This is a genomic window from Bradyrhizobium campsiandrae, from assembly GCF_014529705.1.
Classification (GTDB): Bacteria; Pseudomonadota; Alphaproteobacteria; order Rhizobiales; family Xanthobacteraceae; genus Bradyrhizobium; species Bradyrhizobium campsiandrae.
The window spans coordinates 16,031-39,213 of the sequence record NZ_JAANIH010000026.1 but is presented as its reverse complement, the minus strand read 5'-3'; the positions used below and the strand labels follow the sequence as shown (position 1 = coordinate 39,213).

General features: G+C 63.9%; 19 protein-coding genes. 8 read left to right on the top strand and 11 right to left on the bottom strand.

Going from position 1 to position 23,183, the window contains the following annotated elements:
* The first annotated feature begins 99 nt into the window (after window positions 1–99).
* The 4 genes from G8O24_RS20240 to G8O24_RS20225 all read left to right on the top strand — a co-directional run bounded on the left by G8O24_RS20240 (window position 100) and on the right by G8O24_RS20225 (window position 3,321).
* Complete coding sequence (locus tag G8O24_RS20240; RefSeq protein WP_188102344.1) at window positions 100–831, top strand: amino acid ABC transporter permease; 732 nt, start codon at window positions 100–102, stop codon at window positions 829–831.
* Between the two features lie 3 nt (window positions 832–834).
* Window positions 835–1,527, top strand: a complete 693-nt coding sequence (locus G8O24_RS20235) for an amino acid ABC transporter permease (protein ID WP_188102342.1) — start codon at window positions 835–837, stop codon at window positions 1,525–1,527.
* Between the two features lie 12 nt (window positions 1,528–1,539).
* Window positions 1,540–2,271, top strand: coding sequence for an amino acid ABC transporter ATP-binding protein (locus G8O24_RS20230; RefSeq protein ID WP_188102340.1), 732 nt, complete (start codon window positions 1,540–1,542; stop codon window positions 2,269–2,271).
* Window positions 2,272–2,460: 189 nt separating this feature from the next.
* Complete coding sequence (locus G8O24_RS20225; RefSeq protein WP_188102338.1) at window positions 2,461–3,321, top strand: D-amino-acid transaminase; 861 nt, start codon at window positions 2,461–2,463, stop codon at window positions 3,319–3,321.
* 136 nt (window positions 3,322–3,457) lie between these two features.
* Here G8O24_RS20225 and G8O24_RS20220 read toward each other — a convergent pair whose 3' ends face one another.
* The 3 genes from G8O24_RS20220 to G8O24_RS20210 form a co-directional block, all read right to left on the bottom strand.
* Complete coding sequence (locus tag G8O24_RS20220) at window positions 3,458–3,919, bottom strand: carboxymuconolactone decarboxylase family protein (protein WP_188102336.1); 462 nt, start codon at window positions 3,917–3,919, stop codon at window positions 3,458–3,460.
* Window positions 3,920–3,946: 27 nt separating this feature from the next.
* Entirely contained in the window at window positions 3,947–5,566 is a 1,620-nt protein-coding gene (locus G8O24_RS20215; protein WP_188102334.1) for an MDR family MFS transporter, read from the bottom strand.
* A 117-nt stretch (window positions 5,567–5,683) separates the two neighbouring features.
* Entirely contained in the window at window positions 5,684–6,835 is a 1,152-nt protein-coding gene (locus G8O24_RS20210; RefSeq protein WP_188102332.1) for an HlyD family secretion protein, read from the bottom strand.
* A 142-nt stretch (window positions 6,836–6,977) separates the two neighbouring features.
* Between G8O24_RS20210 and G8O24_RS20205 the strand changes: the two genes are divergently transcribed.
* Entirely contained in the window at window positions 6,978–7,889 is a 912-nt protein-coding gene (locus G8O24_RS20205; RefSeq protein WP_188102330.1) for a LysR family transcriptional regulator, read from the top strand.
* Between the two features lie 12 nt (window positions 7,890–7,901).
* Here the strand turns inward: G8O24_RS20205 and G8O24_RS20200 are convergent, their stop codons facing one another.
* Entirely contained in the window at window positions 7,902–11,333 is a 3,432-nt protein-coding gene (locus tag G8O24_RS20200) for an indolepyruvate ferredoxin oxidoreductase family protein (protein ID WP_188102328.1), read from the bottom strand.
* A 153-nt stretch (window positions 11,334–11,486) separates the two neighbouring features.
* On the opposite strand from G8O24_RS20200, the gene G8O24_RS20195 reads away from it, so the two are divergent.
* Entirely contained in the window at window positions 11,487–11,942 is a 456-nt protein-coding gene (locus tag G8O24_RS20195) for an Lrp/AsnC family transcriptional regulator (RefSeq protein ID WP_188102326.1), read from the top strand.
* Window positions 11,943–12,017: 75 nt separating this feature from the next.
* Here the strand turns inward: G8O24_RS20195 and G8O24_RS20190 are convergent, their stop codons facing one another.
* A complete protein-coding gene (locus G8O24_RS20190; protein WP_188102325.1) occupies window positions 12,018–12,521 on the bottom strand; it encodes a DUF8737 domain-containing protein in 504 nt (167 codons plus the stop codon).
* 55 nt (window positions 12,522–12,576) lie between these two features.
* The gene (locus tag G8O24_RS20185) at window positions 12,577–12,987 is read right to left on the bottom strand and encodes a hypothetical protein (RefSeq protein ID WP_244645918.1); all 411 of its coding nucleotides are present in this window, start codon (window positions 12,985–12,987) and stop codon (window positions 12,577–12,579) included.
* A 79-nt stretch (window positions 12,988–13,066) separates the two neighbouring features.
* Between G8O24_RS20185 and G8O24_RS20180 the strand changes: the two genes are divergently transcribed.
* Entirely contained in the window at window positions 13,067–13,987 is a 921-nt protein-coding gene (locus tag G8O24_RS20180; protein ID WP_188102323.1) for a LysR family transcriptional regulator, read from the top strand.
* Between the two features lies 1 nt (window position 13,988).
* On the opposite strand, the gene G8O24_RS20175 is transcribed toward G8O24_RS20180, so the two are convergent.
* From G8O24_RS20175 to G8O24_RS20165, 3 genes are read right to left on the bottom strand one after another with little or no spacing between them, the layout of a single operon-like run.
* The gene (locus tag G8O24_RS20175; protein ID WP_188102321.1) at window positions 13,989–14,774 is read right to left on the bottom strand and encodes a fumarylacetoacetate hydrolase family protein; all 786 of its coding nucleotides are present in this window, start codon (window positions 14,772–14,774) and stop codon (window positions 13,989–13,991) included.
* A 15-nt stretch (window positions 14,775–14,789) separates the two neighbouring features.
* Window positions 14,790–16,157: an LLM class flavin-dependent oxidoreductase gene (locus G8O24_RS20170; RefSeq protein WP_188102319.1), complete on the bottom strand. Its 1,368-nt coding sequence runs from the start codon at window positions 16,155–16,157 to the stop codon at window positions 14,790–14,792.
* A 21-nt stretch (window positions 16,158–16,178) separates the two neighbouring features.
* A complete protein-coding gene (locus G8O24_RS20165) occupies window positions 16,179–17,231 on the bottom strand; it encodes an Ldh family oxidoreductase (RefSeq protein ID WP_188102317.1) in 1,053 nt (350 codons plus the stop codon).
* Window positions 17,232–17,524: 293 nt separating this feature from the next.
* On the opposite strand from G8O24_RS20165, the gene G8O24_RS20160 reads away from it, so the two are divergent.
* Window positions 17,525–21,640: a bifunctional diguanylate cyclase/phosphodiesterase gene (locus tag G8O24_RS20160; protein WP_188102315.1), complete on the top strand. Its 4,116-nt coding sequence runs from the start codon at window positions 17,525–17,527 to the stop codon at window positions 21,638–21,640.
* Here G8O24_RS20160 and G8O24_RS20155 read toward each other — a convergent pair.
* Both G8O24_RS20155 and galE read right to left on the bottom strand, forming a co-directional pair.
* Window positions 21,614–21,955: a hypothetical protein gene (locus G8O24_RS20155; protein WP_188102313.1), complete on the bottom strand. Its 342-nt coding sequence runs from the start codon at window positions 21,953–21,955 to the stop codon at window positions 21,614–21,616. The genes G8O24_RS20160 and G8O24_RS20155 overlap by 27 nt on opposite strands.
* 223 nt (window positions 21,956–22,178) lie before the next feature.
* Entirely contained in the window at window positions 22,179–23,171 is a 993-nt protein-coding gene (galE, locus tag G8O24_RS20150; RefSeq protein ID WP_188102311.1) for a UDP-glucose 4-epimerase GalE, read from the bottom strand.
* Window positions 23,172–23,183: the final 12 nt, after the last annotated feature.

The window sequence follows — 23,183 nt, the reverse complement described above, 5'->3', positions numbered from 1 at the left end:
TCGATCGGGATCATGTCCGGCCACTCTTGACACCAGGGTGGCCGGACATTTGCATAGGCGTCGGGACATCCATCACTGGCGCGTTCGCGCGGGGGGCACGTGAACTACAACTGGAACTGGGGAATCTTTTTCCAGCCGAACCCGATGGGGACCGGCAGCTATCTCGACATGCTGCTGTCGGGACTGGCGCTGACCCTCAAAACCGCGGTGTTGGCCTGGATCATCGCACTGATCACCGGCTCGATCGTCGGCGTCATGCGCACGTTACCATCGAAAGGCGCTTCCTGGTTCGGCTTCTGCTACGTCGAATTCTTCCGGAACATGCCGCTGCTGGTGCAGCTGTTCCTGTGGTTCTTCGTGTTGCCGGAGATCCTGCCCCGGGCCGCCGGATTGTGGCTGAAGCAATTGCCGAATGCGCCGTTCTGGACGGCCGCGATCGGCATCGGCCTGTTCATGTCGGCGCGCGTCGCCGTGCAGCTGCAGGCCGGCATCTCGTCGCTGCCGCGCGGCCAGAAGATGGCGGCGACCGCGCTCGGTCTCACCACCGTGCAGGGTTACCGCTACGTGCTGCTGCCGATGGCGTTTCGCATCATCCTGCCGCCGCTGACGTCCGAATTCCTCAATACCATCAAGAATACCGCGGTCGCCATCACCATCGGCCTGCTCGAATTGACCGGGCAGGCGCGCTCGATGCAGGAATTCTCGTTCCAGGTGTTCGAGGCCTTCACCGCCGCGACCCTTCTCTACCTCCTCGTCAACGCCGTCGTCGTGACCGGAATGCGCTTCCTCGAGCGCTGGGTCGCGATCCCCGGCTACATCACGGGGAAGTAAGCGATGCTCGCCAATTTCGATTTCGATGTCATCCGCCGCGCACTGCCCTACCTGTTCTACGAGGGCATGACGTTCACGCTGACGCTGACGGCGCTCGCAGCGCTCGGCGGCCTGGTGTTCGGCACCGCGCTCGCCCTGATGCGGCTCTCCGGTCTCAAGACGCTCGGGCGCATCGCCGGCATCTATGTCGACTTCATGCGCTCGCTGCCGCTGGTGCTGGTGATCTTCTGGTTCTACTTCCTGGTGCCCTATATCGGGCAGTGGCTGACCGGGGCCTCGCGCCCGATCAGCGTCGGCGCGTTCGCCTCCTCGCTCATCACCTTCATCATGTTCGAGGCGGCCTACTTCTCCGAGATCATGCGCGCCGGCATCCAGTCGATCTCGCGTGGGCAGCCGGCTGCCGCCAGCGCGCTCGGTCTGACCTACGCGCAGACCATGCGCTACGTCGTGCTGCCGCAGGCCTTCCGAAACATGCTGCCGGTGCTGATCACGCAGACCATCGTGCTGTTCCAGGACACCTCGCTGGTCTACGTGCTGTCGATCACCGATTTCCTCGGTGCCGCCAGCAAGGTCGCACAGCGCGACGGACGTCTGGTCGAGATGTATTTGTTCGCAGCGGTCGTCTACTTCACCATTTCCTGTATCGCGTCTTTCGGCGTTCGCCGCCTGCAGTCGCGCATCGCCATCATACGGTAGAGCGTATCGGTCATGATCGAAATCAGCCACGTCAACAAATGGTACAGCCCGACCTTCCAGGTGCTGACCGACTGCACCACCAGCGTCACCAAGGGCGAGGTGGTGGTGGTCTGCGGCCCCTCCGGCTCGGGCAAATCGACGCTGATCAAATGCGTCAACGCGCTGGAGCCGTTCCAGAGCGGCGACATCTCCGTCGACGGCACCAAGGTCAATGATCCCAAGACCAATCTGCCGAAACTGCGCTCGCGGGTCGGCATGGTGTTCCAGCACTTCGAGCTGTTTCCGCATTTGAAGATCATCGACAATCTCTGCCTTGCGCAGGAGAAGGTGCTGGGCCGGGCGCATGACAAGTCGGTCGCCAAAGGCATGCAGCTCTTGGAGCGCGTCGGCCTGAAGGAGCAGGCGCAGAAATTTCCCGCGCAGCTCTCCGGCGGCCAGCAACAGCGCGTCGCCATTGCCCGCGCGCTCGCGATGGATCCGATCGTGATGCTGTTCGACGAGCCGACATCGGCGCTCGATCCGGAGATGGTGAGCGAGGTGCTCGACGTCATGGTCGACCTCGCCCGCGAAGGCATGACCATGATGGTCGTGACCCACGAAATGGGCTTTGCCCGCAAGGTCGCCAACCGTGTCATCTTTATGGACCGCGGCGAGATCGTCGAGGACGCGCCGAAGGACGACTTCTTCGGCAAGCCGAGAAGCGACCGCGCGCAGAAGTTCCTGTCGAAGATTCTGTCGCACTAGCCCCCTGCCGTCATTCCGGGATGGCCCGCAGGGCCGGGTCCGGAATCCATCGGGCGGCAGTCCATGAGGTGAAACGGATTCCGGGCTCATTCGCTAGGCCAATGCCCCGGAATGACGAAACGTGGGGTGCTTGCCCTCCTCAATTGGCGTATAACGCCCCAAAATCCCCATCCCGCCAGGAGACCTGCCTTGGACTCGATCGCCTATGTCAACGGCTCATTCGTCCCGCTTTCGGACGCGAAAATCTCGGTGCTCGATCGCGGCTTCCTGTTCGCCGACGGCATCTACGAGGTCTCGGCCGTGCTCGGCGGCAAGCTGGTCGACAACGCCTCGCATCTGGCGCGGCTCGAGCGTTCGGTCGGCGAGATCAAGCTCAAGCTGCCTGAAAGCGTCGAGCGCATCACCGAGATCCAGAAGGAGCTGATCGCCCGCAACAAGCTCGAAAGCGGTCTCGTCTATCTCCAGGTGACGCGCGGCGCGGACAAGGGGCGCGATTTCCCGTTCCCCAAGGCCGACGTCAAATCGAGCCTTGTGATGTTCACATCCGAGAAGGACATCATCAATGCGCCCTCGGCCAAATCAGGCATCAACGTGATCACGGTCCCCGACATCCGCTGGGAGCGTCGCGACATCAAGAGCGTCGCGTTGCTGGCGCAGGTGCTGGCGAAGCAGGCCGCGGCGGAAGCAGGTGCAGGCGAAGCCTGGATGCTGGAAGACGGTTACGTCACCGAGGGCGGGTCGTCGACGGCGTTCATCCTGACCAAGGACGACGTCATCGTCACCCGGCAGAACTCCAACGCGATCCTGCCCGGTTGCACCCGCAAGGCGGTCATCGCGCTCGCGGAGGAACGTCAGCTCCGCGTCGAAGAGCGTTCCTTCACGGTCGCCGAAGCGCTTGCCGCCAAGGAGGCCTTCATCACCTCGGCCTCGTCGTTCGTGCAGCCGGTGGTCGCCATCGACGGCAAGACGATCGGCGACGGCAAGCCCGGCCCGATGGCGACGCGCCTGCGTGAGATCTACGTCGAGTTCGCGAAGTCGACGGCGGTCTAGGCCGCACGCTCCGCTATCGTAGCTATCGTAGGGTGGGCAAAGGCGCACTTGCGCCGTGCCCACGTCCTTGTCTCTCGTTGGCTGAAGGTGGGCACGCTTGCGCTCTGCCCACCCTACGAGACCTGTCCTTGTGGCCCTACGCCACCGACGCCTTCACCTTCACCGGATGCACGGCGCGGAACGCGATCGCCAGCCTGTTCCAGGCATTGATGGCGCCGATCAACGCGGTCAGGTTTACCATCTCGGCATCGGAGAACTGCGCGCGGACCTGCTCGTAGACGTCGTCGGGCGCGCGCGTTCGCGAGATCAGCGTCAACGACTCGGTCCAATCAAGCGCGGCGCGCTCGCGATCGGTATAAACAGGGGATTCGTGCCAGGCATCGAGCAGATAGATGCGCTGCTCGGTCTCGCCGCGCTTGCGCGCATCCTCGGTGTGCATGTTGATGCAGAAGGCGCAGCCGTTGATCTGTGAGGCCCGGATCTTGACGAGCTCGATCAGCGACTTCTCCAGTCCGGTGGACTGGATGTGCTCTTCCAGCGCCATCAGCGCCTTCATCGTGTCGGGGGCGGCCTGGTAGAAATTCATGCGGGGCTTCATGGTCGTTCTCCTTGCTTCAAGGTGAGGTCAGTGGGCACCACCGGCCGAGGCATGGCCGGGCTTCTTGAGGAAGAGGACGGCGATCAGGGCGACGATCAGGGCCATGCCGAGCAGATAGAAGGTGTCGCTGAAGGCGAGGATATAGGCCTGCTTCTGCACGACATGGCCGATGGCGACATAGGCACGATGCGATGCATCCGCACGGTCGAGCACGCCGTGATTGACGAAATACTGCGTGAGCTGTTCCAGCCGCGTGCGGGTGGCCTGTTCGAACACCGAGACCGACTGCATCAGTACGTTGGAGTGATATTGCTCGCGTTTGGTCAGCACGGTCTGCAAGAGCGCGATGCCGACGGCGCCGCCGAGATTGCGCATCATGTTGAACAGGCCGGAGGCCGAGCCGGCATTCTCCGCTTCGATGCCTGCGGTGGCGACCGCCGACAGCGGTGCCATCACCAGCGCCTGGCCGATGGCGCGAACGACATTGGGCCAGAGCAGTTGGTCGGCGGCATAGTCGTTGGTCATGAAGATGTTCATGAAGTTCGAGCCGGCGAACAGCACGAAGCCGATGCCGATGATGATCCGCGCGTCGAACTTCTGCATCAGGCGCGGCACCAGCGGGATCAGCACCAGCTGAGGTAATCCGGTCCAGGCCAGCACGGTGCCGATCTGCTCGGCATTGTAGCCCTGGATGCGCGACAGATATTGCGGCAGGATGAACACCGAACCGTACAGCGCGACGCCGAGCAGGAAATTGGCGAGCATGCCGAAGCCGAAATTGCGACGGACCATCAGGCGCAGGTTCAAGAGTGGCTTCTTCACCGTGAACTCGATGATCAGGAAGACGGTCAGCGCCACGGCCGCGATCACGCTGAGCTTGACGATGAAGGGCGAGCCGAACCAGTCGTCCTTGTTGCCTTCTTCCAGCACGGTCTGAAGTGCGGAGAGGCCGATCGCCATGGTGATGATGCCGGCCCAGTCGCCGTCGCGGAGCAGCGACAGCTTCATCGGCTTGGGCTCGAGCGCGTACCAGAGCATGCCGACCATGATCGCGCCGGGCGCGAGGTTGACGTAGAAGATGTACTGCCAGCCGAAATTCTCGGTGAGGTAGCCGCCGATGGTCGGGCCGATCGCCGGCGCAAACGTCGCCGACAGCGCGAACAGCGCAAGGCCCACCGGCTGTTTTCCACGCGGCAGCAGGGTGATGATGAGCGTGAAGGCCATCGGGATCAGCACGCCGCCGGTAAAGCCCTGCACGGCGCGCAGCACGATCATCTGCGGCAGGTCCTGCGCCAGCGCGCAGGCCGCCGACAGGATCAGGAACAGGACCGCGTTGGTGAGCAGGTAGATCCGGATCGAGAACACCTGCGCGAGCCAGCCGGAGAGCGGGATCACCACGATCTCCGCGATCAGATAGGAGGTCGAGATCCAGCCGCCGTCGTCGATGCCGGCGCCGATCGCGCCCTGGATGTCGGCGAGCGAGGCATTGACGATCTGGATGTTCAGCACCGCCATGAACGCACCGAGCGTGGCGCCGATCACGGCGATCCAGGTTTTTGCGGAGACGGCGGGTGCCGCCGGAGCCGCAGCGGGAGCGGGGACATTGGCGGCGGAAACGGCGTTGAGGGTCGGTTGAAGCGTGCTCATGGAAGCCTCGTCTCGGTGACTGAGACAGGATGCGTCGGGCGGATGCGTTCGATCATCGGAGAAGCTCGGGAAGGATCATCCGGCAGGATTCGACGATCCCGCCGGCGCCTGTCCGCGTCAGCCGCCGTTCGCGCGTGGCGCGTTGTCGGCGACGCGCTTGGTGCTCTCGCGTTCGGCCATCACGGTCGCCTTGGTATCGACGGTCGGCACCGCCGACATGCCGGGCCGCAGCAGGCCGGTGAGGCTGTGGTCGTCGAGCACGATCTTCACCGGCACGCGCTGCACGATCTTGGTGAAGTTGCCGGTCGCATTGTCGGGCGGCAGTAGCGCGAATTCAAGTCCGCTGGCCGGCGAAAGACTGTCGACATGACCATGCAGCCTGCGATTGCGAAAACTGTCGACCTGGAGCTCGACCGGCTGACCTGCGCGCACATGCGTGAGCTGAGTCTCCTTGAAGTTCGCGACCACATAGACCGCATCCAGCGGAACCACGGCCATCAATTGCGTGCCGGCCTGCACATACTGACCGACGCGCAAGGATCGGGCACCGACCGTGCCGTCAACCGGCGCGGTGATTTCGGTGTAGGACAGGTTCAGTTCCGCCTGGTCCGCGACAGCGCGAGCGCGATCGAGCTGCGCACTGGCCTGTGCGCGCTGCGTGGTCAGCACGTCGACCTTGCGCTGGGCAGCGACCAGGCCCGATCTCGCGTGCTGCAATTGCGCGTTGCTGGCGCGGAGCGCGGCGTCGGTCTGTTGCGCGCGCTGGATCGTGCCGGAGCCCGATTTCATCAGGTCGTCGTAGCGGGCGCGCTCCTCCTGCGCGAATTTCAGATTGGCGTCGGCCGCTGCGACATCAGCAATGCTCTGCTCGATAACAGGCTGTTGCAGCGCGAGCTGGGCATCGAGGTTGCGGACCGACGCTTCGGCCGCGGCGACGTCGGCGCGGGCCTGACCCAGCGCCGCCTTGAAATCGCGGTCGTCGATCCGCGCCAGCACCTGGCCCGCTCTGACCTTCTCGTTGTCGCCGACCAGCACCTGAGCGACGTAGCCGGAGACCTTCGGTGCGACGATGGTGGAATCCGCCTTCACATAGGCGTCATCGGTCGATTCCAGGTAGCGGCCGGTCGTCAGGTAGTCGTAGCCATAATCGCCGGCGGCAACGACGCCGAGGGTCAAGGCCAACCCAAGAGCCGCGCGCTTGATTGCCTGGCGGGATGGGCGAAGCCGGATTTTATCATTTGTTTCAGTTATATAAGCGGCGTTCGACATGGCATCCTCGCAAATTCCCGACAGCCCTCATCCGAACAAGGCGCTGTTCACCCCGGTAAGATGGGTTATTCCGACCCTTGCGATAATCCGCGAATTGCAGGAAGGATTGTCCATCCGGAGTGGATAATCAGAAACCTGAACCATGGACCGCTTCACCAGCCTCACCGCCTTTGTCCGAGTAGTCGAAAACGGAGGGTTTTCGGCCGCCGCCCGCCGGCTCGATATGTCGACGACCATGGTGAGCAATCACGTCCAGGCGCTGGAGGACCGGTTGGGGGTTCGGCTGCTGAACCGCACCACGCGCAAGGTGAGTCTGACGGAGATCGGTCAATCCTATTACGACCGTGCCACGCAGATCCTGGCCGACCTCGAACAGGCCGACGACATCGCCAATGAATTGCAGTCGGTCCCGCGCGGGACGCTGCGCGTCCATGTTGCCACGCATATGGTGCCGCTCGTCGCGCCTGTGGTGGCAAAGCTCCTGTCCACCTACCCCGAGCTCAAGGTGGATTTGCGCATGGGCGAAGCCGATGTCGACCTCATCGAGGAAGGCTACGACGTGGCCTTGCGCATGATCCCGCCGCCGGATTCGAGCCTCATCGTCCGCAGTCTCGCCACTTGGCGTCACGTGCTGTGCTGCTCGCATGATTATCTCGAGAAGCATGGCCGCGTGCAGAAGCTCGACGAGCTCTCCGGGCATAATTGCGGTCGTCACCTGAACTATCCGTTCGGGGACGAGTGGCGGTTCCTCGATCGCAAGGGGGCGCCGGCCTCGGTGCGCATTTCAGGCAGCTTCGTCACCAATAGCGGGGAAGCGTTGCGGAAGGTGGCGCTGGAGGGCGCGGCCGTGTGCCTGATGGCCGGCTTTCTCATCCAGGACGATCTCGAAGCAGGCAGGCTGGTTCGTCTGCTGCCTGAATACCGGACGGTCGAGCTGTCGATGAACGCGGTCTATCCCCACCGCCATCATGTGTCGGCAAAGGTGAGAACTTTCATCGATCTGCTCGCGCAGCACAGCGCCGAACAGCAGAAGCTGATCAACCCGTATTCGTGAAGCGGGTGCGGCTCAGGCTGCCTTGGCCGCTCCTGGTCGGGCCAGCATTGAGTCCACCTCGGCCCTGACCTTCGCGATCGCGGCTTCTTTCACCGGGCCATAGCCGCGGATCTCCATGGGAGCTCCGGCGATCGCAATGAGACCAGGCAGATTCCGGGCATCAAGCCGGCGGAGCATGATTTCGATCAAGCCCGCGTACCAGACGATCAGCTCTCGCTCGGCGCGACGTTCCGCGGCATAGCCAAACGGATCGAACGGCGTCCCGCGCAGCCACTTCAGCCGCGCCAACAGTGCGAGCGGCAGCTGGATCCACTGGCCGAAAGCGCGCTTGCGCGGCCGGCCGCGTGCGTCGTGGCCAGACGGCAGGAATGGTGGCGCGAGGTGATACTGCACGCTGAAACCGTCCTCGAATTCGCGCTTCAGCTCGTCGAGGAAACCGCTTCTCATGTGCAGACGCGCAACCTCGTATTCGTCCTTGTAGGCCATCAGCTTGAACAAGGCGCGCGCAACTGTCTCGGTCAGCGCCTCGCTATCGAGCGCGGCCTCGGCAGCGCGAACTTTCGCGACAAGCGCCCGATAGCGCGCCGCATAGGCTTCGTCCTGGTAGGCCGTGAGGAAATCGGCGCGCCTGATGATGAGCTGATCGAGCGTTTCGGCCGCCGGCTTCCCGTTCGCCTTCGGCAGGAAGTCCGGATCAGCAACGGCGATCCGGCCCCAGGCAAACGCCTGCTTGTTGCGCTCGATCGCAACGCCATTCAGCTCGATCGCGCGCAGCAGTGCTTGCAGTGAGACGGGCACCAGCCCACGCTGCCAGGCAAAGCCGAGCATGATGATGTTGGCATAAACGGCATCGCCGAGCAGCTTCTCGGCGAGAGCGTTGGCGTCGATCGTACCCAGATTGCCATCGCCGATCACCTGCCGGATCGCGTGCAGGCGCGCAGGGGAGGCGAGATCGGCGTCGCGGAAACGGACGATGTCGCCGGTCGGCATTTCCGCGGTATTGACCGCCGCCCGCGTGCCGCGACGATAGGTGCCGGATGCCTTTGGCGAGGAGCTGACGACGAGGTCGCAACCGATCAGCGCGTCCGCCGCGCCCTGGTCGATACGGACCTGATGCAGTACGTCGGGCGACGCGGCGAGGCGGATGTAGCTCAGCACGGGTCCGAATTTTTGCGCAAATCCGGTGAAGTCCAGCACCGAGACACCGCGGCGCTCCAGATGCGCGGCCATGCCGATCAGCGCGCCGACGGTGATCACGCCGGTGCCGCCGACGCCGGTCACCAGCAGGTCGTAAGGACGCTCGAGCGTTGCAGGTGAGGGCAGGGGAAGCGTCGCCGCGCGGCCGATCGCGTCGATCTGGCTTGCGGCCTTGTTCCGGCGCGTCGCGCCTTCCACCGTGACAAAGCTTGGGCAGAAACCGTTGAGACAGGAAAAGTCCTTGTTGCAGGCCGACAGATTGATCTGCCGCTTGCGGCCGAACGGCGTTTCCTTCGGCTCGACGCTGAGGCAGTTGGATTCGACCGAGCAGTCGCCGCAGCCTTCGCAGACCAGATCGTTGATATAGGCAAAGCGTTTGGGATCGGCCATTTGCCCGCGCTTGCGCCGCCGTCGCTTCTCCGTGGCGCAGGTCTGCTGATAGATGAGGACCGAGACGCCGGCGACGTCGCGCAGCTCGCGTTGCACGGCATCCATCTCCTCGCGCGGATGGATGGTGACGCTGCTGGGCAGGTCCGCGGACGAGAATTGCGCTGGATCGTCCGACACCAGCGCGATGCGGCGCACACCTTCGGCCCGGACGCTGTGCGCGATGGCATGCACGCTGATGGGGCCGTCGACCGGCTGGCCGCCGGTCATGGCGACCGCGTCGTTGAACAGAATCTTGTAGGTGATGTTGGCCTTGGCCGCGATTGCCTGACGGATCGCCATCGAGCCGGAGTGGTAATAGGTGCCCTCGCCGAGGTTCTGGAAGATGTGCTTGTTGCCGGTGAATCGCGAGGAGGCCGCCCAGTTCACGCCTTCGCCGCCCATCTGGATCAGCGAGGTGGTCTCGCGGTCCATCCAGCTCGCCATGAAGTGACAACCGATGCCGGCCAGCGCCTGCGATCCTTCAGGGACCTTTGTCGAAGTGTTGTGGGGACAGCCGGAGCAGAAATAGGGCGTACGCGTCGCGCCCGCGACGTTGATCGTGCGCGCAGCTTCCGGAAGCAAAGCGGCCGCACGGGCGGCGAGATTGAGCCCGGGAAACATCGGGTCGAGACGCCGCGCCAGCACGGACGCCAGCGCGCGCGGCGACAATTCGCCGATCCACGAGATCAGACGCGCCCCCCGCTCATCGTGCTTGCCGACCATGCGCTCGGGTTTTGCGCCGGGATAGTCGTAGAAATATTCCTTGAACTGGCTCTCGATGATGCCGCGCTTCTCCTCGACCACGAGGATCTCGCGCTTGCCCTTCACGAAGTCCATCGCGTCGTGCAGCGCCAGCGGCCAGACCATGCCGACCTTGTAGATGTCGATGCCGATGCGGCGACAGGCCGTTTCATCAAGCCCCATCAGCCGCAGCGCTTCCATCAGGTCCAGATGTGCCTTGCCTGTCGTGACGATGCCGTAGGTGGCATTGGCAATGTCGTAGATGTGACGGTCGATCGGATTGGCTTTGGCAAAGGCGTAGACCGCGTGCTTCTTGGCTTCCAGCCGCTCTTCGATCTGAGGGCCCGGCAGATCGGGCCAGCGATAGTGCAGGCCGCCTGGTGGCGGCACGAAGTCGGGGGCGCGGAAAATGCGCGGCGGCCGCAGCGCGACGGAAGCGCCTGATTCCACGATCTCCGAGATCGCCTTGAAGCCGACCCACATGCCGGAGAAGCGGCTCAGCGCGTAGCCATATTCGCCGAAATCAAGATATTCGTCGACGCTTGCCGGATGCAGCGTCGGCATGAACCAGCTCATGAAGGCGACGTCGGACTGGTGCGGCATCGAGGACGAGACGCAGCCATGGTCGTCGCCGGCGACCACCAGCACGCCGCCATGCGGCGAGGATCCATAGGCATTGCCGTGCTTGAGCGCGTCGCCGGAGCGATCGACGCCGGGGCCCTTGCCGTACCATAGCCCGAACACACCATCGACCTCGCGCTCGGCCTGCGTCTCGACCTGCTGCGATCCGAGCACCGCGGTCGCGGCGAGGTCCTCGTTCACCGCGGGGAGGAATTCGATGCGATCCTTCTTGAGGCGTTGCTGGATGCGCCACAGTTCGAGATCGACGCCGCCGAGCGGGGAGCCGCGATAACCGGAGATGAAGCCCGCGGTGTTGAGGCCGTTGGCGCGGTCGCGCCTGATCTGGTCGAGCGCGATGCGGACGATGGCTTGGGTGCCTGTGAGGAAGACGCGGCCTTCCTCGCGCTCATAGCGGTCGGAAAGCTCGTAGGCGTCGAGTGACGGAATGGCGTCCATGGTGGACCTCGCGCGGCATCCTGCCCGATCATGGAAGGTTATGCCTGGGAGGCTGGTAGGTCTTACCTTTTCATCCTATCCTGATCAAAAATTCGGTAGAATTTTGCATCAAGCCATCAAATCTGGTAGAGGTTCCCGAATTGAGGGGCTTCCATGATCGAAGACCAGGACACGCGAATCCTTGCCCATCTTCAGAAGGATGGACGCGCCACCAATCAGCAACTTGCCGATGAGGTCGGCATGTCCACCTCCGCCTGCTGGCGCCGGGTGCGCGCGCTGGAGGAGAGCGGCGTCATCCGCGGCTATGCGGCCCTGGTCGCGCGGGAGCAGGCGGGCTTTGCGATGTCGGCCATTCTCCACGTCTCCCTGGAACGCCACGATACGAAGTTCGTCGACGAATTCGTCTCTCGCGTCACCACGCGTCGCGAGGTGCTGGAATGCTTCGCGACCACAGGCGATGCCGATTATCATTTGCGCGTCGTCGTGCAGGACATGGCGGCCTACAACCGCTTCCTCGACGAGTTCATGTTCCGCATCCCCGGCATCCGCACCGTCCGCAGCAACGTGGTGCTGAAGGAGATCAAGACCAGCGTCGCGCTGCCGTTCTGAGTATGGCTCGTTCGCGCGGCCGTCGTTCACATCGCTCCGGCAGGGCTTGCGCAGATTGCGATGCAACTGTGGCAGTCAAGATCTGTGTTCTTCCGAGCCGGGCCTCAGCAGAAGCATGAAGATGAGAGCGTGCCCGACCAGCAATAACGGCACGTAAAGCGCCGGGATATAGATGCCGGCGCTGAACAGCCCGGGATTCTGAATCTTCGTCGCGCCCACGTAATACGCATTGAGAAGATCGAGCGTACCCCAGATGTTGAAGATCCAGACCATCGGAATGGCGATCGGCCATCGCCGGGAGAGTGCCGCCATCGAGATGAGCGCAAGGGTGGCGGCGATGAAATCTCCCCAACCGACTTCGCCGGCGAAATCCGGGCTCAACTCCGAGGAGACGAACCCGGTGACCATGAAGTTCATGCCCAGGAAGCGAAACGCGTGGAAGGCTGCGAGAAGCCTGAGGGCGTCATGGCGCGGCATTGCACGGACAAAGGGCCACACATAGGTGGAAGCCACCACTGCGCTCGTCAGCAGGGCGCCAGCGACACTGAGGACGAACGGAAGATTGAATCCCGGTGGCACGTTCGGATGTCCTTGTCTTGCTTCGTCCGGTCGGATGGGGCAGGTCTGCGGCCGGTCAGGGTTTTGCCATCAACAGGCGCAGTGGCATGAGTGGGCCGACCGCGATGTATTCGTGATCGATGAGATCCTGCCTGGCGAGCGGCAGCGCATCCATGATTGCGTGCGCTTCGGCATCGTCCTTGGCATTCAGCAGGAAAACGGCGCCTCGCCCATCTGACCGCGAATACCATTCGCGAACCTTGCCGGTGAGATAGAGCTGGACGGTCTGTCTGATTTCATCAGGCATGACGGCCATGATTTGCTCGCGTGCGACGCCTGCCTTGGCGGTCAGGATGACCATGACCCCGGTGGTCAGGGATGAGGGCGCTTGTGCTTGGGCGGCGGATGGTTCGGTCATGGCGGTAACACCTGTCAATGTGAGGGCGAATGTCAGGACGGCGTTGCGGATTGCCTTCATCGGCTTCATGTCTCCGGTGCGGCTCATTTGCAGACGGGATTTAGGGCGTCTGGCCGTGTGGGACTATTCGCGATAATGTTGACGGGCTATGAAGCAGAACTTCACAGTCAGGCAGGGGGCGCTCGACGGTGTCGAGGCTTTCCTCAGTGTCGCGCAGCACCGCAATTTCCGGCGGGCGGCTACCGAACTCGGGGTGACGCCGTCGGCGATCAGCCAGGCGGTGCGCGCACTCGAAGCGCGCGTCGGGGCTGCACTCTTCATCCGTACGACCCGCAGCGTTGGCTTGACCGAAGCCGGCGAGATATTTCTTGCGCGCGCAAGACCGGCCTTCGAGGAGCTCGTCGCAGCCAGCGGGGCCGCGCGTGAGCTCGGCCAGCGCCCGGCCGGACTGCTGCGCCTGACCGTGCCGCGTTCGGTCGTCCCGATCCTGCTCGAGCCACTGATCGCCTCGTTCTGCCAGGCCTATCCGGAGATCGAGGTCGAGCTCGCCGCAAGCGAGGAACTGGTCGATCTGGCGGCCGGCGGCTTTGATGCCGGAATCAGAATGGGGCAGTTCATCTCGCCGGACATGGTCGCGGTGCGTCTGACAAAGCCGTTTCCTCTGGTCATCGTCGGCAGCCCGGCTTACCTCGCAAGCCGCGGTCGGCCCGCTCGTCCGGACGAGCTGCGAGAACACGCGTGCCTGAGATTACGGCGATCAAACGGTGCGCTCGCCCCCTGGTCGCTCAACGACAAAGGTCATTCGATCGAGATCGCCGTTGCCGGACCGTTCATTGCCAATGACTTCCCGACCATGCTCGGTGCCGCCGTTGAAGGCCTGGGTCTTGCACAGGTGCCGTCGCCGCTGGCCGCTGACGCTATCAGGGCGGGACGCCTTGTAGCCGTGCTGGAGAAATTCGTGCCGATGGCGCCGGGAGTGTTCCTTTATTATCCCAGCCATCGACAAATCATGCCGAAGCTCCGAGCCTTCATCGACCATGTGAAGGGGCGATCGAGGGCCGCGAGCTAAGCTACCGCCCCTCGCGCACAAACCTGTTCCGCAACGTGCCGACACCGCTGATCTCGATCTCCACGACGTCGTCGTGCTTGATGTCGGGCGAGGCGCCGTCCGTGCCCATCCAGATCACGTCGCCGGGCCACAGCGTAAAGTACTTGGTCAGTTCGACCAGGAACGGCACCACGCCGAAGATCATGTCGTTGGTACGGAAGCGGTTGGTCTCCCTGCCGTTGACGCGGACGATGGTCTCCATCCTGGCAAGATCGGCGTCGGTCTCGATCCACGGCCCCATCGGCTTGAACGTGTCGGCGTTCTTCGAGCGCCACAGGCTGCGGTCGGCCTTCTGCCAGGAGCGCTCGCTGACGTCGTTGCCGATGGTGTAGCCGAACACGCATGCCATTGCGTTCGCTTCGGTGAGATGCTTCACCTTCTTGCCGATCACGACGACGAGCTCGCCTTCATAATGGATCTTCTCGGTCGCGATCGCGGGGATCACGACGTCCTCGTCATGCGCGATCAGCGCGTTCTGGGCGCGGTAGCCGATCTCGGGGCGATCGGGCACGGCCGGTACCGTGCCGGCCTTGTCGGCGGCTTCCTTCAGATGCTTCAGATAGTTCAAGCCGACGCAATAGAAGGTGCGCGGGATCAGCGGCAGCTCGATCTTGACCTCGTCAAGCGGATGCGTGCGCGACGTCCGCCGCCACTCACTGAAGGGATCGCCCTCGACCGCGATCACCTGATCGCCTTCTATGATCCCCCAGGAGGTTTTGCCGGAGGCGGTGAATTTCAGCCAGCGCATGATCTGCTCTCTTTGTTATTCCGCCGCATCGCGGGGCTGCACTTTCCACGCGCCGGCCGCCGGTCGCCTCAAGCCGAGATTCTCCCGCAGCGTCTTGCCGCGATAGTCTTTCTGAAACAGGCCGCGCCGCTGCAATTCCGGCACGACATGTTGCACGAAGTCGGCGTAGGAGCCGGGTACATAGGTCGCGGCAATCACAAAACCGTCGCAGCCGCGCTCGACGAACATCTCCTCCAGCCTGTCCGCGATCTCCTTGGGGCCGCCAACCATGGCGTCATGCACCTGACCGCGGCCCGAGAAGGTGACGAAGTCGCGCGCGCTCGGATTGCTCTTGCCTGACGTCTTCAGCACGCCGTCGCGGATGCCCAGAATGCCCTGCATGCTCTTCAACTCGTCCGTCGTCAGCGGTTCGTCGAGACCTTTGGAGGCGAAGTCGTAGTTGAGTGCTTCTGACAGCAGCGACAGCGCGTCGATTTCGAGCGGCAGCTTGTTGATCAGCGCCATCCTGTCCTCGGCCTCCGCCCTGGTCGCGGCGCAGACCGGCGTCGTCAGATTGCAGAGGAACATCTCATCAGGATCACGGCCGGCCTTGGCAGCTTCATTGCGCACGGCCGCATAGCCGTCCTTGGCGCCCTGGAGATTTCGCGCAGCCGTAAAAATCACCTCGCCCCATCGTCCGGCAAAGCGCTGGCCGCGGCCGGACGCGCCGGCCTGGATGATGACAGGATGCCCCTGCTGCGAGCGCGGCACGGTGAAGGGCCCGCGCGATTTGAAGGACGGTCCTTTGTGATCGAGCCGCTTCACCTTGCTCGGATCGGCAAAGCGGCCGCTCTTCTTGTCCATGATGAGCGCACCGTCCTCCCAGGTGTCCCAATGGCCGAGCACGACCTCCATGAACTCGTCGGCCTTGTCGTAGCGGGAATCATGTTCGGGATGGGAGTCGCGCCCCATGTTGAGCGCTTCGCCGTCGTTGAGCGAGGTCACGACATTCCAGCCCGCGCGACCGCCCGACATCAGATCGAGCGTGGCAAAGCGGCGCGCGACGTCGAACGGTTCATAGTAGGTGGTCGAGCAGGTCGCGCCCAGCCCGAGCTTGTCCGTGACCATGCCCATCGTGGTCAGCACGATCAGGGGATCCATCTTGACGCAGCGGATGCCGTATTCGACGGTGTGGGCGTGGTCGTTGCCGTAACGATCCGGCATCGCGAGGCGATCGTCGAAGAACGCCATGTGGAACTTGCCGGCTTCGAGGATCCTGGCGATCTCCTGGTAGTAATCCGCCGACATCGAGTCGCTGCGCGAGTCCGGATGCCGCCACGAGCTCGGCAGATTCGTGCAGTTTTGCGCCTGAAGGAAGCCGACGAGGACCATCTGCCTGGACATGCTGCTGTTCTCCGGATTGCCTCAAGCCAGATCGAGGGTGGTGTCGAGCCCGTAGTCACGGGCGAGCGCCCGCAGCTTCTCCCAGGTCGCGTCCTCGACCTCGAGGCCGTCCCGCAGGCGCTGCTGCTCGCGCAGGCCCTCGATCTCGCCGGGATAGTAGACGCCTCGGCTGCCCTCGGACGGCGGCGTCGATTTCAGATAGCGCGCGAATTCCGCGACCTCGCGCTTGAACTCCTTCAGCGGGCGGAAGGCGGCGACGTTGAATACCGCCATGAAGCATCCGTCATTGTGCCGCCCGGTCGGTTCGACGCCGAAGCCGAGGCCGGTGAGGAGACCGCAGAGCACCTCGACCATGGCAGCGAGGCCGCTTCCCTTGTAGCCCTCGGTGCCGCCGAGCGGCAGCAGCGCGCCGCCCTTGCGATATTGCGCGGGATCGGTGGTGTGCCGTCCCTGGGCATCGATGATCCAGCCGGTGGGGATTTCCTCGCCGCGGGCGACGGCGAGCTGGATCTTGCCGGCGGCTACCGCCGAGGTCGCCATGTCCAGATAGAACGGCGCCTCGAGATCGGATGGCACCGCGATCGAGATCGGGTTGGTGCCGAGCCGCGCCTCCTTGCCGCCGAACGGCGCGACGTGCTTCGGCGAGCGACCGGAATCCGCCGTCGCAATCCCGATCATGCCCTCGCGCATCGCCATCAGTGGATAGGCGGCGAGGCGTCCGACATGGCTCTGCCGGAACACGGTGCAGGCGGCGACATTCGCCGTCCTCGCCTTCTCGATCGTCAGCGCCATCGCCTTGGCGTTGACGTGGAAGCCGAAACCCCAGTGACCGTCGATCACGGTCGTGGTCGGTGATTCCTGCACAATTGTCCACGTCGCGCCGGGGACGATGTGTCCGGCCTTTATGCGGTCGATATAGGTCGGAACCGCGATGATTCCGTGGGAGTCATGGCCGGCGAGATTGGCGTTGACGCAGCCGGCGGCGACGGCATCGGCTTCTTCCTCGGAGGCGCCGGCGGCGCGGAGCAGCGCTGCGCTCACGCGTGTGAGGCGGTCGGCCTTGACGATGGGCATGGCGTTTCCTCGGCTGTCGTGCCCTTCACGGGCCTGTTTGTTGGACGCCATCGTCTCAAAGCGGAGCTGCGATATCAATCTCCCGTAAACCAATACAGGGCTGCAAATTCGTAAAGAGAGCCTTAGGTCGAGGATTCCTGCCGCGCGGCGGTATTCCCGGAAGTTTTCCAGCCGTCATTCGTTGCTCGTTCACTCTGATTGACGGTTTGCAGCTCGCAATAACGACCACTTAGGCGATGCCCGTTCATAAAGCCCCCGGGAGAAATAGGCAGAAATGCCCGGGAGTTGAGATCGTGTCGACGACCCTCGCGCGCACCTTTGCGGCGTTGAGCGCCATCAATGAAGCGATCCTCTACGCGAAATCGCCGGACGAGCTGTACCAGATGGTCTGCGACGCCGGGTTTTCGAGCGGGGACTTCATGGCTGTTGCCGTGTTCCTGGTGGATCCGGACGGCCTGCATTTACGTTTTGCCGCCGGGCGGGGCGACGACGTGGCGCGCCTGCGCGCGCTCAAGATCACCACCGAAGCCGGCGTACCCGAGGGCTCGGGCGTCGGCGGCGAGGCATTTCGTAGCCAGAAGCTCTGCATCTGCAACGACTACCTGAACGATTCACGCTCGCTGGCATGGCGCGAAGGCGCGACCAAAGCGGGTGTCGGTGCCGCGGCGGCGCTGCCGCTCCTGTGCAACGGTAAAAGCGTCGGCGTGCTGTTCGTGACTCGCAGCGAGGCCGGCTCGCTGAGCGAGCAGATGGTGTCGCTGTTCGAGCGCATGTCGGCCAACATTTCCTATGCATTGGAGAATTTCGCGCGCGAGACCGCGCGGCAGAACAGCGAGCGGGTGACGCGGCGGCTCAACCGCATGTTCGGCGCGCTCAGCGCCACCAACGAAGCCATCCTGCGCGCAAAAACCGAGCAGGAGCTTTACCAGCTCGTCTGCGACGCCTCTGTCCATGGCGGCAAGTCGTTGGCAACGTTCGTTCTGCTCAAGGAGCGGGAGTCCCACTGGCTCAAGCCGGTCGCCGGCACCGGTCAAAATCTGGACCTCGTCACCCAGACCAGCTATTCCGTCGACCCCGACAATCCGTACGGTCAAGGCATTTCCGGGCAGACCTTCCGCACCCAGGAGCCTTGTGTCGAGGACGATCTTGTCAGCCGCACCAAGGGAACGCCCTGGGAGCAGGCCAATATCAATACGGGGGTTGCTGCTTGTGTCGCAGCTCCGTTGATCAAGCATGGCGAGAGCGTCGGCGTCATCCTGTTCTTCATCAGCAAGTCCTGGGCCAAAGACGACGAGATCGTCTCGCTGCTGCTGCGAATGGCAGAGAACGTCTCGTTCGCCATCGAGAATTTCGACCGCGAAGCCGAGAAGGCCATGATCGCGGCGGAGGAGGAACGGCTGGCGCGCATGTACGCGGCGCTCAGCGCCACCAACGAAGCGATCCTGCGCGCGCGCTCGCGAAGTGAATTGTTCGACCTCGTCTGCGAGGCCACGGCACAGGGCGCCAAGTTCACCTCAGCCACCATCGCGCTGGTCGACGATCATGCCGAACTGCTGCGCGTCGTTTCCTGCTACGGGCCCAATGCGGTCCAGGTGCGCAACTTCACGTTCTCCACCTCCGACCAGGTGCCGGAGGGGCGCGGCTTGACCGGCACCGCGTTCCGCACGCACGAGCCCGCAGTCAGCAACGACGTGCTCGCTGACGATCGCATCGCGCCTTGGCACGCCAGCGCCCGTCGCAACGGCATCGCGTCCTCCGCGGCGCTGCCGCTTCTCAATGGCGATCGCGTCGAGGGCGTGTTCCTGTTCAACTCTCCGGAGCGCGGCACTTTCACGCCTGAATTGGTCGAGCTGCTGCGCAAGCTCCAGGCCAATGTCGCCTTCGCGCTCGAAAATTTCGACCGCGCCGAGGAAAAGGCGCAGGCCGACAGGCAGCGCAATCGCCTTGGCGGAATGTTCGAGGCGCTGAGCGCAACCAATGAAGCCATCATGCGCGCCAAGACACGGGAGGAGCTGTTCGAAGCGGCGTGCCAGGCCGCCGTCCTCGGCGATGTCTTCGCGTCGGCGACGATCGGCATCATCGACAAGGACAATGAGCTGGTTCGCGTCGTCGCAGTGAAGGGACGCATGCAAAGCCAGATGGTCGGACGGACCTGTATCATTTCCGCCGACCATCCCGAAGGCCAGGGCATCATCGGTACCTCGCTCCGGAGCTGCCGACCCTGTGTCATGAACGACTATCTGAACGAGCCGCGCTCCGCCCATTGGCGGACGAAGGCGATCGAGGACGGAACGCGGGCCGCAGCCAGCTTTCCGCTCCTGAGAGCAGGTCAGCAGCCAATCGGCATGCTGCTTTTTCTTGCGCCCGAGCAGAACACCTTCACGCCCGATCTGGTCCAGCTGCTCGAGCGGCTGGCCGAGAATGTCTCCTTCGCGCTCGATAATTTCGATCGCGCCGATGAAAAGGCCCGCACCGAGGCGCAAAAGGAGCGCCTGACGCGCATGTTCGCCGCGCTGAGCGCGACCAATGAAGCGATCATGCGCGCAAAATCGCGCGCCGAGCTGTTCGACCTCGTCTGCCTCGCAGCCTCGAACGGCGCCAAGTTCACCTCGACCACCATCGCGCTGGCAAAGGCCGACAGCGATCAGATCGAGATCGTCGCGAGCGCCGGACCGTCGTCCGACACCACTCGAAATGTCCGCCTCTCGGTCGATCCCGAGCGCCCCGAAGGCCGTGGGATGGCCGGCACGGCGTTCCGGACCCGGCAGCCCTGCATCAGCAATGACTATCTCAACGACCAGCGCGTCAGCGCCTTCCACGCCATCGTCCGTGGCGACGGCGCACGCTCCGGTGCGGCGTTCCCGCTGATCGTGCACGGTCAACCTGTCGGCGTGATGATCTACATGTCGACCGAGCCGGCCACCTTCACGGCCGAATTCGTCGAGCTGTTGCAACGCCTTGCCGACAACGTCGCCTTCGCGATGGAGAATTTCGATCGCGCCGACGAGAAGAACAAGGCCGACGAGCGGATCGAGTATCTCGCATCCCACGACAGCCTGACCAACCTGCCGAATCGCGAGACCTTCAACGGCCTGCTGCGGGAGGCGATCGCGGCGGCGCAGCGCCACGACCACCGCTTTGCGGTGCTGTTCATCGATCTCGACCGCTTCAAGGTCATCAACGATTCGCTCGGTCATGAGGCCGGCGACCTGCTCCTGCTCGAGGTTGCCGATCGATTGCGCAAGGCGCTGCGCGCAAGCGACGTGGTGGCGCGCCTCGGCGGCGACGAGTTCGTGGTGATCCTCGATCAGTGCGGCGAGATCGACGACGTCCAGCGCATCGCCACCGGACTGCTCTCGGCGCTCGCCGAGCCCATGGAGCTCGCCGGCCACGAGTGCCATACCACGGCCTCGATCGGCATCGCCATGTATCCGGCCAACGGTGCCGACGCGCAGACGCTGACCAAGAACGCCGACATGGCGATGTATCTCGCCAAGGAAGACGGCAAGAACGGCTATCGCTTCTTCTCCAAGGAGGTGAAGACGCAGTCGATCGAGCGGTTGTCACTCGAAAGCGCGCTGCGGCGGGCGCTGGAGCGCGAGCAGTTCTCGCTCAACTACCAGCCCAAGGTCGACATGGAGACCGGCCAGATCACCGGCGTGGAAGCGCTGCTGCGCTGGAGCCATCCCGAGCTCGGCAACATCTCGCCGGCGCAGTTCATTCCGCTGGCTGAGGAGACCGGCCTGATCGTGCCGATCGGCCGCTGGGTGCTGAAGGAGGCCTGCGCGCAGGCGATGGCCTGGCAGCGCCGCGGCCTGCTGCCGCTGTCGATGGCGGTGAACCTGTCGCCGCGGCAATTCGCCGACGAGCATCTGTTGCAGGACGTCGACGAGGCGCTGGCGGCCTCCGGCATGTCGCCGGTGCTGCTCCAGCTCGAGGTCACCGAGAGCATGATGATGCGCAATGTCGGTCGTGCGCTGAAGGTGCTCGACGCCATCCAGAGCCGCGGCATCCGTCTTGCCATCGACGATTTCGGCACCGGCTATTCGTCGATGTCGCTGATGAAGCATTTCCCGATCGACACCATCAAGATCGACCGCTCCTTCGTGCGCGACCTGCCGGAGGATTCGGAAGACCAGGCGATCGCGCAGGCGATCATCAGCATGGGCAAGGCGCTCGGCATGACCGTGGTCGCCGAAGGCGTCGAGAACGCCGAGCAGGAAGCGTTCCTGCGCACCCATGGCTGCGACGAGATGCAGGGCTTTCTGATCTCGAAGCCGCTGCCGGCGGCGCAGATGGCCGAGCTGCTGCGGCCGATGGTTCTGCCCGTCGCGCCGCCGCTCCAGCCGGAGCCGGATCCGGCCGTGGACGAAGCCGTCCCGCTACGGCGGAAAGGCGCTGTCGTCTGACGGCAGCGGGTGCAATTCGCGGATGTCGTGATCGGCGGCCTCCGCCTTGCTCGGAAAATCCTGAGGTGCCGTCAGCGAGGTCTGCTCGACGAACAGCGCGAGAATGGTGCACGCGCCGTCGGCGAAGCTTGCGCCATCGGGAAGGTGCAGCGAGCAGCGCCATGTCTCGCTCAACGGTTCGCGGTCGTCGACCTCCGCCATGGCGGGACCCCACCACCAGGCAGGCGCGGGCGAACGTTCGTCCTCGGGCACGACATGCCAGCGGACGAATTCATCCATCACGCGCTCGAACTCCAGGCGTGCCGCCTGATGCATCCCTCAATACTCCCTGAATCCGCGCCTGATCACCGGCCGACGCGCGGATCCGATCTTGGCCTTGACGCTTGGAGAAATCGGCTCGTGCGACGGGTCGAGCCATGCATTCCGACATCATCGTCGGCAATGCCTAAAAATGCGGCCGTCGGCAAAGCCGCCAACGGCGAATAGGCATTCTTACCGGAGCGAGGCCGGGCCGGCAAGGTGCGGGTGTTACGGTTGCTTAACGCGCCTTGAGCGGATGCGCAGTCTGGTGCCAGGCCCAGGCAGTCCGAATCACGGTCTGCAGGTCGGAATGGCGCGGCACGAAATCCAGCACCTTTCGCGCAGCCGAGGGATCGGCGACGAGGTAGGTCGGATCGCCGGCGCGGCGCGGCTTGACGGTGTGCGGTACCTCGCGCCCGGTCTCCTGCTTGATGGCGGTGAGGATCTCGCGCACCGAGAAGCCCGAACCGCTGCCGAGATTGAAGCTGCCCCCGGCATGTCCGGTCTCCAGCAGCTTCAACGCCGCGACATGCGCGGCGGCGAGGTCGGTGACATGGATGTAGTCGCGGATCGCGGTGCCGTCGGGCGTCTCGTAATCGTCGCCGAACACGGCAAACTCGACATGGCCTTGCAGCGCCATCATCGCCCGTGGGATGAGATGAGTTTCGTTGTCACGCAATTCGCCGATGCCGCCAGCCGGATCGGCACCGCTGGCATTGAAATAGCGCAGGCAGAACGCGCCGAAGCCGTAAGCTGCCCGGTAGTCGGCGAGCATGCGCTCGATCATCCATTTCGAGGCGCCGTACGGGTTGATCGGCGCGCAGGGGAAGTCCTCGCGCAGCGCCTTGGAATCGGCGTTGCCATAGACGGCGCCCGTCGAGGAGAACACGATGCGGTGGCACCCGGCGTTGCGCATCGCCTGCAGCAGCGACAGCGTTCCCTGCACGTTGTTGATGTAGTATTTCTGCGGGTCGGTCATGGACTCGCCGACAAGGCTCGCCGCCGCGAAATGCATCACCGCCGCAACCTCGTGATCGGCGAAGGTGCGCGCCAGCAACGCGCCATCGAGCAGGTCGCCCGTAACCAGTTCGCCCGACACGAACGCGCGGTGACCCGTCGAAAGATTGTCATAAACGACGGGCCGATAGCCGGCGGCCGCCAGTGCGCGGCAGGCGTGCGAGCCAATATAGCCCGCGCCTCCCGTGACGAGGACTGTCGGTCGATCGGTCATGTCGTCTTTTGC